The organism is Lentzea sp. NPDC051213, from assembly GCF_044455585.1.
Taxonomy (GTDB): Bacteria; Actinomycetota; Actinomycetes; order Mycobacteriales; family Pseudonocardiaceae; genus Lentzea.
This window is the reverse complement of sequence record NZ_JBITEX010000003.1, coordinates 699,794-711,285: the sequence shown is the minus strand read 5'-3', so window position 1 is coordinate 711,285 and position 11,492 is coordinate 699,794. Positions and strand designations below refer to the sequence as shown.

General features: G+C 68.3%; 10 protein-coding genes. 3 read left to right on the top strand and 7 right to left on the bottom strand.

Annotated elements, in window-relative coordinates; genetic code table 11:
• Positions 1–24: 24 nt before the first annotated feature.
• From ACIA8G_RS16360 to ACIA8G_RS16350, 3 genes are all read right to left on the bottom strand, one after another.
• Positions 25–2,058 carry a putative bifunctional diguanylate cyclase/phosphodiesterase gene (locus tag ACIA8G_RS16360; RefSeq protein ID WP_396419294.1) on the bottom strand — a complete coding sequence of 678 codons (2,034 nt, stop codon included), beginning with the start codon at positions 2,056–2,058 and terminating at the stop codon, positions 25–27.
• 253 nt (positions 2,059–2,311) lie between these two features.
• Positions 2,312–2,779, bottom strand: coding sequence for a GNAT family N-acetyltransferase (locus ACIA8G_RS16355; protein WP_396419293.1), 468 nt, complete (start codon positions 2,777–2,779; stop codon positions 2,312–2,314).
• Positions 2,776–3,873: an LLM class flavin-dependent oxidoreductase gene (locus ACIA8G_RS16350; RefSeq protein ID WP_396419292.1), complete on the bottom strand. Its 1,098-nt coding sequence runs from the start codon at positions 3,871–3,873 to the stop codon at positions 2,776–2,778. The genes ACIA8G_RS16355 and ACIA8G_RS16350 overlap by 4 nt, the downstream gene beginning before the upstream one ends.
• 190 nt (positions 3,874–4,063) lie before the next feature.
• Here ACIA8G_RS16350 and ACIA8G_RS16345 point away from each other — a divergent pair, with 190 nt between their 5' ends.
• A complete protein-coding gene (locus tag ACIA8G_RS16345; protein WP_396419291.1) occupies positions 4,064–5,755 on the top strand; it encodes an FAD/NAD(P)-binding protein in 1,692 nt (563 codons plus the stop codon).
• A 68-nt stretch (positions 5,756–5,823) separates the two neighbouring features.
• Positions 5,824–7,260, top strand: coding sequence for a tryptophanase (locus ACIA8G_RS16340; protein ID WP_396419290.1), 1,437 nt, complete (start codon positions 5,824–5,826; stop codon positions 7,258–7,260).
• Here ACIA8G_RS16340 and ACIA8G_RS16335 read toward each other — a convergent pair.
• The 4 genes from ACIA8G_RS16335 to ACIA8G_RS16320 form a co-directional block, all read right to left on the bottom strand.
• Positions 7,242–7,709, bottom strand: coding sequence for a flavin reductase family protein (locus tag ACIA8G_RS16335; protein ID WP_396419289.1), 468 nt, complete (start codon positions 7,707–7,709; stop codon positions 7,242–7,244). The two genes, ACIA8G_RS16340 and ACIA8G_RS16335, sit on opposite strands and share 19 nt — an antisense overlap.
• Positions 7,706–8,194 carry an NADPH-dependent FMN reductase gene (locus ACIA8G_RS16330; protein WP_396419288.1) on the bottom strand — a complete coding sequence of 163 codons (489 nt, stop codon included), beginning with the start codon at positions 8,192–8,194 and terminating at the stop codon, positions 7,706–7,708. Before ACIA8G_RS16330 ends, ACIA8G_RS16335 begins: the two co-directional genes overlap by 4 nt.
• A 55-nt stretch (positions 8,195–8,249) precedes the next feature.
• A complete protein-coding gene (locus ACIA8G_RS16325; RefSeq protein WP_396419287.1) occupies positions 8,250–9,029 on the bottom strand; it encodes a S1 family peptidase in 780 nt (259 codons plus the stop codon).
• 93 nt (positions 9,030–9,122) lie between these two features.
• Positions 9,123–10,778, bottom strand: coding sequence for an FAD-binding dehydrogenase (locus ACIA8G_RS16320; RefSeq protein ID WP_396419286.1), 1,656 nt, complete (start codon positions 10,776–10,778; stop codon positions 9,123–9,125).
• 71 nt (positions 10,779–10,849) lie between these two features.
• On the opposite strand from ACIA8G_RS16320, the gene ACIA8G_RS16315 reads away from it, so the two are divergent.
• Positions 10,850–11,269 carry a cupin domain-containing protein gene (locus ACIA8G_RS16315; RefSeq protein WP_396419285.1) on the top strand — a complete coding sequence of 140 codons (420 nt, stop codon included), beginning with the start codon at positions 10,850–10,852 and terminating at the stop codon, positions 11,267–11,269.
• Positions 11,270–11,492: the final 223 nt, after the last annotated feature.

Sequence of the window (11,492 nt, the reverse complement as noted above, 5' to 3'; positions counted from 1 at the left end):
AAGCCAAAGAAACCCTGATAAGAATTACGTGAGAAGGAGCCCGGAGACCTCGTCGGCCGACAGCGGCGGCCCGAAGTGCGAGCCCTGGCCGCCCGAGACGCCGAGCAGTGCCAGGCGGCGTGCCTCGGTCTCGGTCCGCACGCCCTCGGCGTACAGCGGCAGCCGCAGGATCGACGCCCACTGCAGCAGCGCCACCGACGCGCTCTCGTCCACCCGGTTCGCGCCCGCGTCCAGGCCGTGCACGACGGTGCCGGTGAACTTCACGCCGGTCAGCGGCAGCAGGCGGAGGCGGTCGACACCGACGTTGCCGCCGTTCATCTGGTCGAGGACGAGGCCCACGCCGCGTTCGGCCAGGATCGTCAGCTCTTCCATCTGCTCGTCGTTCAGCAGCGCCGGCAGGTGCTCGTGCAGCTCGAACCGCAGCTGCGACGCGGGCAGGCCGGTGCGGTCCAGCACGCGGAAGACCTCGGCGACGAGTTCGGGTTCCTGGCAGAGCCGTGGCGGCAGGTCGATCGACAACGCCGGTGTGCGCGAGCCCAGCGTCTCGTACCACTGGCCCGCCTGCCGGCACGCGTCCTCCAGTGCCCAGCGCACGAGCCGGACGATCATGCCGTTGTCGGAGGTCTGGTCGAGGAACACGTCGGGGCACAGCACCCCGTGGACCGGGTGGTTCCAGACGATCTTCGCTTCGAGCGCGAGGACTGAGCCGTCGGCGAGCGAGTAGACCGGTAGGTAGTCGACGCGGAACTGGCCCTCTTCCAGCGCGCCGGGGATGGATGCGGCGAGCGCGTATCTCTCCTTGTCGCGCAGGTCCCGGTCGCGGTCGTACAGCGCCCACTGGGCCTTGCCGTCGCGCTTGGCCCAGCCGACCGTGACGTCCGCGGCCCGCAGCAGATCCACGGCGTCGCCACCGCGGGCGGCCCTCGCCACGATGCCGACGCTGGTCGTCACGCCGACGCCGTTCGCGCCGATCCAGATCGGCTCTTCGAGCTGCTTGGTGAACTCCTCGACCAGGGCGATCACGCTGCGCACGTCCTGCGGGTCCTTGATCAGGACGCCGAACTCGTCCTCGCCGATGCGCGCGACCTTGCCGACCTGCTCCGAGAACACCGCCCGCAGATGCGTCGCGACGTGCATCAGCACCCGGTTGCCCGCCTCGTGGCCGAACGCGTCGTTCACGCCGCGGAACCCGTCGATGTCGACCTGCACCAGGGCCAGCGCCTCCGGCCCCTTCGTGCCGACCGCGCCCTCGAGCCAGCCGAGGAACTGGGCCCGGTTCGGCAGCCCGGTCTGCATGTCGTTGAGGCTCTGCCGCACGAGCTGCGTCTGCAGCGCGCGCATCTCGTTCATGTTCTCGATCATCGTCACGAAGTACGGCGGCGCGCCATCTTCCTCACGCACCAACGAGATCGCCATGTGCGTCTGGATCGTCTCGCCGTCGCTGCGGATCATCCGCTTCTCGACCCGGATGTTGTCGTGGTCGGACGCGATCAGCTGCTGGGCCATCTCTCTCAGCGCCACCCGGTCGTCCGGGTGCACCAGGTCGCGGCCGCTCAGCGTGCGGATGTCCTCGCGCTTGTAGTCGAGCATCGTCAGCAACGCCTCGTTGACGTCGATGATCTCGCCGGTGAGGCTGCTCACGATGATCCCGAACGCGGCGCTGTGGAAGATCGCCCGAAATTTCGCCTCGCTCACCCGGACAGCGCTTTCCGCGCGACGCATCGTGTTGATCGCGGCCGTGCGGCTGATCTCCTGCTGGTCCAGCGTGCGGTCGCGCAACCCCTCCGCGTAGCCCGCGGCGAGCGCGCCGAGCTGAGCCGGCGTCACGGGCGCGTGGTCACCGAGGTACGCGAGCGTCTGTTCCAGCGTCGAGGAGGCGATGAAGTCGTTCGCCACCAGGGATCGCCCGACCTGCCGAGCCTCGGCAACACCGCCGGTGAGCAGCTGCTCGACGAATCCGCCGAGCAGCTCCTCGAGCTTCTCGCGCGTGAGGTTCGCGAGAAGGGTGTTGGAGATCGCCGCCGCCCAGCGAACGGCGGGCTCTCGGCTGTCGACCATGTTCATTCAGCTCAGGTGGCCATTCGTGGGGACCGGTGTGATCCGTTGATCGATCGTCGGGCGCCATTCGATACGCCTCGCAACCCACTTCCGCCAGATTCGGTCGAACGGGTGACAGCCCCGTCCAGTACCACCACCGGGTGTGGGTCCAACGAACAAGCTTACTGATCACGCCAGACCTGTCCAACCGAACCCCGAGTTCCGGTCGCAAATCCTGGGTTGATCCAAGAATTCACTCGTTTGAACCAACGAATCACCCGAGCCGCTTATCGAAGGCGAGGTGCCCGATTGTCACCGGATCGGCGTCGACGTCGAACAACGGTGTGTAACCGGTTGCGAGGTAAAGCGCTTTTGCTTCCGGTTGGCGGGGCCCGGTGGTCAGGTAGATCCGGCGGTACCCGAACGCCAGCGCCTCCTTCTCCAGTTCGACGACCACCCGGCGCGCCAGCCCGCGCCTGCGGTGCTGCGAGTGCGTCCAGATCCGCTTCAGCTCGGCGGTCTCCTCGTCGTGCCGCATGAACGCCCCGCCCGCGACGGCCTCGCCGGCCTCCAGGAGCAGCAGGAACTGCCCGTTCGGCGGCTCGAACACGTCGGCCGGCCGTTGCATCTCCTGGGCGCCCCTAGGCCCGTAGCGGGACGTGTACTCGTACGTCAGCTCAGCGACCAACGGCGCCGCGTCCGGGTCGGACTGCCGGACGCGGCGCACTTCGAGTGTGGTCATGCGGCCTTGGCCCGGTCCCGCTTGGCGACCTCTTCGCGCACCAGTGGAATCACGTACCGGCCGAAGTCGATCGCGTCGTCCAGCAGGTCGTAACCGCGCGCCGACAAGATGTCCACGCCGAGGTCGTAGTAGTCGAGCAACGCCTGCGCGACCGTCTCGGGAGTGCCGACCAATGCGTTGGAGTTGCCGGCGCCGCCGGTCGCTTTCGCTGTGGGCGTCCACAAAGCCCGATCGAATCGTTCACCGCGTTCCGCCACGGCCAGCAGCCGTTGCGAGCCGCTGTTCTCCGGATTCGTCAGCGAATGCCGGCGACTCAGCGGGCCGTTCGCTTTCCGCGCCTCGATCCGGTCCAGCGTGCGATACGCCTTCTCCCACGCGAGTTCCTCGGTGGGCGCGATGATCGGCCGGAACGCGACCTGGATCCTCGGCACGTCGGTGCGGCCCGCATCCCTGGCCGCCTGTTTGACGGACTCGATCTGCTGCCTGGTCTCCTCGATCGGCTCGCCCCAGAGGCAGAAGATGTCCGCTTCCGCACCACCCGCGGCATACGCGGCAGGGGAGGAGCCGCCGAACGAAACGTTCGGGCGTGGTTGCTGCACCGGAAAGACATCGCTCACGAAGTCCGCGAACCTGTAGTGCTCGCCCTCGTGGTCGAACGCCTCCCGGCTGGTCCAGGCCTTCTTGACGATCTGGATGTACTCGCGCGTGCGGCTGTAGCGCTGGTCTTTCGTCAGGTAGTCGCCCTCGCGCTGCTGCTCGTGGTCGGTGCCGCCGGTGATGAAGTGCACCGTGATCCGGCCGTCGCTGATCTGGTCCAGCGTCGCGAACGTCTTGGCCGCGAACGTCGGGTAGGACACGTTCGGCCGGTGCGCCAGCAGGATCTGCAGCCTGTCGAGCTTGGTGGCGAGGTAGGCCGCCGCCGCTGCGGGCTCCGGAGCGCCCGACCCGTAGGCGAACAGCACGCGGTCCCACCCGTGGTCCTCGTGTGCCCGCGCGAGCCTGATCGTGTAGTCCTTGTCGAACGCTCCGCCGGACCGCGGTGTCGTCTCCGACCCGTCGTTCGTGGCGGCGATCCCGAGAAACTCAACTGGCATGGCCGATACCCCAGAGCTGGTAGTGGAACTTGGGCGCGTCGAGGGAAACGCCCTTCGAGTGCACACCTGGATCTCGTTCGCCGCAACGACGTCCACAGAGCGGGATTTGCTTGCACGCGCGGGGTACTGTGGTGGTGTTGCGTTGAGGGGCGCGGCTCGTTTCTCGTTGCCCATCAACGGAAAGACGCGCATGCGCTCACTCGTGATCATCGGTGGCGGCCCCCGTGCCGCCGGCCTGCTGGAACGCATCGCGGCCCAGTCGCCCGAGGTGCGGCTGACCGTGCACGTCGTCGACCCGTTCCCGCCGGGCGCGGGCCGGGTGTGGCGGCACGCCCAATCCCCGTTGCTGCGCATGAACTCCATGGCCGAGGACGTGACTGTCTTCACCGACTCCTCGTTCGACGGCGCGGGCCCGATTTGTCCCGGTCCGTCACTGGCGGAGTGGACCGATGTCGAACCGACGTCGTTCCCGTCACGCCAGGTGCAGAGCCGGTATCTCTCGTGGTTCTTCGACCACGTAAGGAAATCTCTGCCACCGAACATCTCTGTGTCCGTGCATCGGGCGAAGGCGTTGAAGGTCGTCGGCAACTGGGTGTGGCTGGACAACGGCGACTCGCTGAACGCGGACGTCCTCGTGCTGGCTCTGGGTCACCTCGACGCCGAACCCGAACCGGAGCACCGCAAGCTCGCCGACCACGCGACGCAGCACGGCCTGGTCTACGTGCCGCCGCTGTACTCGGCCGACGCCGACCTGTCCGCGGTCGAGGGTGACGTGGTGCTGCGCGGCTTCGGGCTCGCGTTCGTCGACCTGATGGTGCTGCTGACCGAAGGGCGCGGCGGCCGGTACGTGCGCACCGATCGGCTCGAATACCTCCCTTCTGGCGCGGAACCGACGCTCTACGTGGGTTCGCGGCGCGGTGTCCCGTACCACTCGAAGACCGGCTACCGACTGCAGGGAACTCGTCCGTCGCTACCGCACTTCTTCGTCGCGGACGCCTTGCGGGGGTGGCGGCTCGACTTCCGCGACGACGTGTGGCCGTTGATGGCCAAGGAGATCGCCTGGGGCTACTACCACGAACTCTTCACCGGCCATCCCGGCCTGGTGGGGATCTCCTTCGTGGAGTTCGCGACCGCGTTCGCGGCGTTGGACTGGTACAGCGAGGAAATGCGCGAGCTGGAGGTCCTGGCGGTACCCGATCCGGCCGACCGGATCGACTTCGAGCGCCTCGACCGTCCGCTGACCGGACTCACGTTCGCGACCGCTGAGGAGTTCCAGGAGCACCTGCGGTCCTACATCGAGGCCGACGTGACCCGCCGCTCGGATCCGCGGCACAGCGCCGATCTGGGGGCGTTTCTGGCCCTGTTGTCGGTCTACGGTCAGCTGCCGCAGCTGATGCCGCACGACGGCTGGTGGCACGGCTACTTCAGCTACCTCGCCTCCGGCCCGCCGCCGGACCGGTTGGAGGAGCTGCTGGCGTTGTCCCGCGCGGGAATCGTGCGGTTCGTCGGCGCCGACATGTGGGTGGAGGCGGTGGACGGTGCGTTTCTCGCGGGCAGCCCGACGACACCGGACGTGGTGCGCGCCAACGGCCTGATCGAGGCTCGGCTTCCTGCACACTCCTTGTCCCGCACGGAGGATCCGGTGCTGCGGTCGTTGCGCGCGGTCGGTGACGTTTCCGAGGACGCGGCCGGGTTGGTGCGGGTGACCGCGGAAGGCCGGCTGATCAACGAGCAGGGAGAGGAGGATCCGGTCCGGTTCGCCGTCGGTCCTTATACGACAGGGAAGGCGTTCGCGGCGTTCGCGCGGCCGCACACGAACGCCCCGGCGTTCCGGCAGAACGACATCATCGTAAGTGCGCTTCTCCGCACGCTAGGTGATTAGAACCGGTCATCGGAACCGTTCCTGTCGAACAGACGTGGCTCGCAACAGACGCACCTAGCGTCGGTCTCATGCAACTGATGGAGCCCTACAGAATCAAGGTGGTCGAGCCCCTCGCCATCACCACACGCGCCGAGCGGGAACAGCTGATCTCGGCCGCCGGGTACAACCTGTTCAACCTGCGTGCCGACCAGGTCACGATCGACCTGCTCACCGACTCGGGAACCGGTGCGCTCTCCGCGGAACAGCAGGCGGCGGGGATGCGCGGCGACGAGTCGTACGCGGGAGGTAGCTCGTTCTACCGGTTCCGGGACGTCGTCGCCGAGCTGACGTCCTATCCGCACATCTTTCCCGTGCACCAGGGCCGTGCCGCCGAACGGATTCTGTTCACCACGTTGCTCGAACCCGGCCAGGTCTCCATCAGCAACACGCACTTCGACACCACGCGCGCGAACGTGGAGATGCTGGGCTGCGAGGCACGGGACCTGCCGTGTCCCGAAGCCGCCGACATGGACAGCGACCACCCGTTCAAGGGTGACATCGACGTCCTGGAGCTCGAACGAACGCTCAGCTCTCCGAACGCGGGCGGCGTCGGCCTGGTGATCATGACGATCACCAACAACGGTGGCGGCGGGCAGCCCGTGTCGATGGCCAACCTGCGTGCGGCAAGCGAGATCTGCCGCCGCTACGGCACGCCGTTCTTCCTTGACGCGGCCCGGTTCGCGGAGAACGCGTGGCTGGTCGTCCAGCGCGAGCCCGGCTACGGGCACCTGCGGCCGTACGACGTCGCACAGGAGGCGTTCGCACTGGCCGATGGCTGCGTGGCTAGCTTGAAGAAGGACGGCATCGCCCACATGGGAGGGATGCTGGCGTTGCGGGACGCGGAACTGGCCGCCCGCTGCGAGCAACTGCTCATCGCGAGCGAGGGCTTTCCCACCTACGGCGGACTTTCCGGGCGCGACCTCGACATGCTCGCCCAGGGCCTGCGCGAGGTCACCGACCCCGAGTACCTCCGCGCGCGGGCCGCGGCGACGGACTACCTGGCACAGCTGATCCAGGGCGCGGGTGTCGCCGTTGTACGGCCATCGGGACTGCATGCGGTCTACGTAGACGCGGGTCGCCTGCTTCCGCACATCCCGCCGCATCAGTTCCCCGGTCACGCACTGGCCGTCGAGCTGTACCTCGCCGGTGGCGTGCGGTCTGTCGAGCTGGGATCGCTCTTCCACGGAACGATCAGCGAGAACGGCACTTTGACCAAACCCGCCAGGCACGAGCTCGTTCGGCTCGCGGTGCCCCGCCGCACCTACACGCAGAGCCATCTCGAGTACGTCGCGGAGACGATCGCGGCGATCGCGCGCAACCCTGAGCGGATGCGTGGTTACCGACTGGTCGAATCACCGGCGATCCTGCGGCATTTCAAGTGCCGCCTCGAACCGGTCCCGGCCTCGCAGTTCCCGGATTTTGTGCACGCCAACGGCTTCAGCGTGCGTCAGGCGACCGAGGTGTAGCGCCCCTGGTGCCGCACCAGCGGCGCGGCGATCTCGGCGTGCGTGATGTCCAGCGGCTCGCCGATCAGCGCCACGTGGTCACCGACCGCGATCCGCCGCGACGTCCGGCACCGCAGCCGCACCGGCGCGTCCAGCAGCCACGGCACGCCGTCGTCGTCCGGCCGCCACCGCGTGCCGGCACCGAACCGGTCGGCGCCCTTGCGTGCGAACAGATCCGCCAGTCCGGTCTGCGCGGTGTCCAGCAGGTGCACGGCGAACAACGGCGCGGTCCGCAGCACCGGCCACACCGAAGCACCTTCGCCGATCCACACCACGACGAGCGGCGGCTCGAACGAGACCGAGCTGAACGAGCTGATCGTCGTGCCGACCGGTCCGTCCGCGCCGTGAGCCGTCACGATCGTCACGGCCTGGGCGTGGTGCTTCAACGCGTCCCGCAGCTGCTCCTTCATCGGACCAGCGCCTTCAGCACATCGGCCTCCAGCTCGAAGTCGGTGACGTGCGCCGGCAACGAAGCCTCGTTCAGGAACAACGCCTGCGGCACCAGGGCTCCCAGCTCGGTCAGCACCGGGCGCAGATGCACCTCGACGGCCAGCGCGTGCTTGTCCGAGGCCGCGATCTGCAACGGCACCACGACCTTGCCCCGCAGCCACCCGGACGGCGCCTGGTCCAGCACGGCCTTCAGCAGGCCGGTGTACGCGGCCTTGTACGTCGGCGTGGCCACCACCAGCACTTCCGCCTCGCCGAGCGCCGCCAGCGCGGCCTTGATCGTGTCCGCGTCCGTGAACACGGCGGAGGCGAGCGTCGCCGCGTCCACGACCGGCCCGTCGACGGGTACGCCCAGCGTCGAGGCGAGTGCCTCGCGCAGGGTCAGGGCCGCCTGCAGCATGCGGGAGGCGGGCCGCGGGTTGCCGACCAGAACACCGATCTGCGTCATGCCTCCAGCACAGCCGCAAGGCGGGGGAGCGTCAACCCGCGTCCACCACGCGGGATCAGGCCAGAATCTCCTTCGCGACCCACGAGTTGATCGCGTCGACCCGCGCGTAGATCGCCGGGTGGTCCGGCCGCGCGCAGCCCTGACCCTTCGACACGAGGCCGATGAGCTTGCCGCCCGCGACGAACGGCCCGCCCGAGTCGCCGTTGCAGGCGTCGATCCCGCCCTTCATGACGGCGGCGCACATCATCGAACGGTTCTCGTAGAAGTCGCTGCCCTCGCCGTCGTCACCCCAGAACACCCGGCAGGTCTCGTCCTCGAGGATCGGGATCTGGGCCTTCATCAGGTATCCGTTGGTGCTGCCGCCCTCCTTGACCGCACCCCAGCCCATGACCGTGGCGGACTTTCCCGGCGCGTACAGGTGGCGGTCGGCGGCGCCGGCCATCCTGATCGGCTTCTGGGTGAGCACGCGGTCGAGCGTCAGCACCGCCGAGTCGAACGAGATGCCGTCGTACTTCGGGTTGATGACGATCTTCGTGAGCTTCGCGACGACACCTTCGCCGGTGCTGTGCACGTTCTCGCGGCCCGCCACGACGACGCGTTTGTTCAACGGGATCGGCTTCGGCCCGGTCACGCCCTCGTCGACGCAGTGCGCGGCGGTGAGGATCTTGTTCGGTGCGACCACCACCCCGGTGCACCTCGGGTCACGCGTGTCGGCGGTGGGGGCGAGGTACACCGCGAACGGGTTGTCCTTTATGGACGCTCGCGTGCCGCCGACCACCTGGATGGACGGGTCCGCGACCGCCGTACCCGCCATGAGCACGAGCAGGGCGGCCACGATTCCACCTCGTAACAGCATTCGCCGTTCCTTCCGCAGAGGGCATTTTGCGCAAGGAACGGCGAACCCGTTGTCTCAGTTCGGTTGTGTAACTTAGGAAACCGCGTCCGCCGCCGAACGCCCGGCGACCCGCCCGGAGAACAGGCAGCCGCCGAGGAAGGTTCCTTCGAGCGCGCGGTAACCGTGCACGCCACCGCCGCCGAACCCGGCGGCCTCACCTGCCGCGTAGAGCCCCGGCACCGGTTGCCCGGAGTTGTCGAGCACCCGCGACGAGAGGTCGGTGTGCAGGCCGCCCAACGTCTTGCGCGTGAGCACCGACAACCGCACGGCGATCAGCGGACCGGCCTTGGGATCCAGCAACCGGTGCGGCTCGACCACGCGGATCAGCTTGTCCGTGAGGAAGTGCCGCGCGGCCCGGATCGCGTTGACCTGCATGTCCTTGCCGAGCCCCGACGTCACCTGCCGGTCGCGCTCGACGATGATCTTCTCCAGCGCGGCCGCGTCGATCCGGTCGTCACCGGTCAGCGCGTTCATCCCGCGGGCCAGGTCCGCGACCGTCCCCGCCTGGATGAACTCCTTGGACTTCTGGGCGAACGCCTCCACCGGCGCCACCGCGCCCGGCAACGCGCGCTTCAGCACGGCGCGGGTGTCCTTGCCGGTCAGGTCCGGGTTCTGCTCGGAGCCCGACAGCGCGAACTCCTTGCCGATGATCTTCTTGTTCAGCACGAACCACGAGTGCTCGTGCCCGTTCGTGGTGATGTGCTGCAACGCCCCCAGCGCGTCGAAGCCGGGGAACAGCGGGATCGGCAGCCGCTCGCCGTTCGCGTCCAGCCACAGCGGCGACGGGCCGGGCAGGATGCGGATGCCGTGCCGCGACCACACCGGCGCGTAGTTCGCGATGCCCTCCGGGTAGTGCCACATGCGGTCGGCGTTGATGATCGCGCCGCCGGCCTTCTGGGTCACCTCCAGCATGTGCCCGTCCACGAAGTCCGGTACGCCGGACAGCATGAACTTCGGCGGCGTGCCCATCCGCTCCGGCCAGTTGCGCCGCACCATGTCGTGATTGCCGCCGATGCCACCGGACGTGACGATCACGGCCTGCGCCGACAGCGAGAAATCCCCGGTGACCTTGCGCGACGAAGGCTCCGCGCGTGCCACCGGCGACGGCTCCAGCACCTCGCCGGCCACGCCGTCGCACACACCGTTCGTGACGTTGACGTTGGTGACCCGGTGCCGGAACTTCAGCGTCACGAGCCCCTTCGCCACGGCCTCGCGCACGCGCCGCTCGAACGGCTCGACGATGCCCGGCCCGGTGCCCCAGGTGACGTGGAAGCGCGGGACCGAGTTGCCGTGGCCGCCTGCGAGGTAACCGCCGCGCTCGGCCCACTGCACGAACGGGAACCAGCGCACCCCCATGTTGTGCAACCACGAACGTTTCTCGCCCGAGGCGAAGTCCACATAGGCCTGTGCCCACAGCCGGGGCCAGTGATCGCTGTCGCGGTCGAACGCCGCGGAGCCCAGCCAGTCCTGCAACGCGAGGTCGTGCGAGTCCTTGACCCGGAGCCTGCGCTGCTCGGGCGTGTCGACCAGGAACAACCCGCCGAACGACCACCAGGCCTGGCCGCCGAGGGTCGCTTCCGGCTCCTGATCCAGGAGGATGACCTTGCGGCCCGCGTCCGCGAGCTCTGCGGTCGCGACGAGACCGGCGAGGCCCGCGCCGACGACGATGACATCCGCGTCATGTGCCATCGGGCGAGTCTAGATCCACCGCAGGTCACGCACGAGACCTGAGTTAATTTCACTTTCTGGGGAGAACGAACATGACCTTCCGGCCAGCCGCTGAGGTGGGGTTCACCACCAGGACCACCCGATTCGTCGCGCCCGGATCGGTGACGAACGGCGAGTTCGGCCTGTTCGAGTGGCGGATGGACGCCCACCAGCCGGGTGCCCGCCCGCACTTCCACAAGACCTTCTCCGAGTCGTTCTACGTGCTCGAAGGCGAGATCACGCTGTTCGACGGCAACGAGTGGATCAAGGGCGGTGAGGGCGACTTCCTCTACGTGCCGCCGAACCGCCCGCACGCGTTCCGCAACGACAGCGACGCTCCCGTGCGGATGCTGATCCTGTTCTCGCCGGGGATCGCTCGGGAGAAGTTCTTCCTGGAGGTCGGGGAGGCGAAGGGGCTCGACCCGGAGGCGCTGGAGGCCTTCTACGCCCGGCACGACCAGTACAACCTGTAGACGGGTGCCGCCGACCGCCACTACCGGTGAGGGGGGTTTCCGGAGTGCCGGTCGACGGCGGGTTGGCCGCGGCGCGAGCACACATCGCCTGCGGAAGGGCTTTTCCGGCCTGGGGGTGCCGGATCGCCCTGGCGCGGGCTCGAACGCCAGCGGCCAACCACATTGTTGAACGTACAACCGGACCGCTGTGTTCCGGTTGCCTTTGACTGTGACCGGGCTCAAA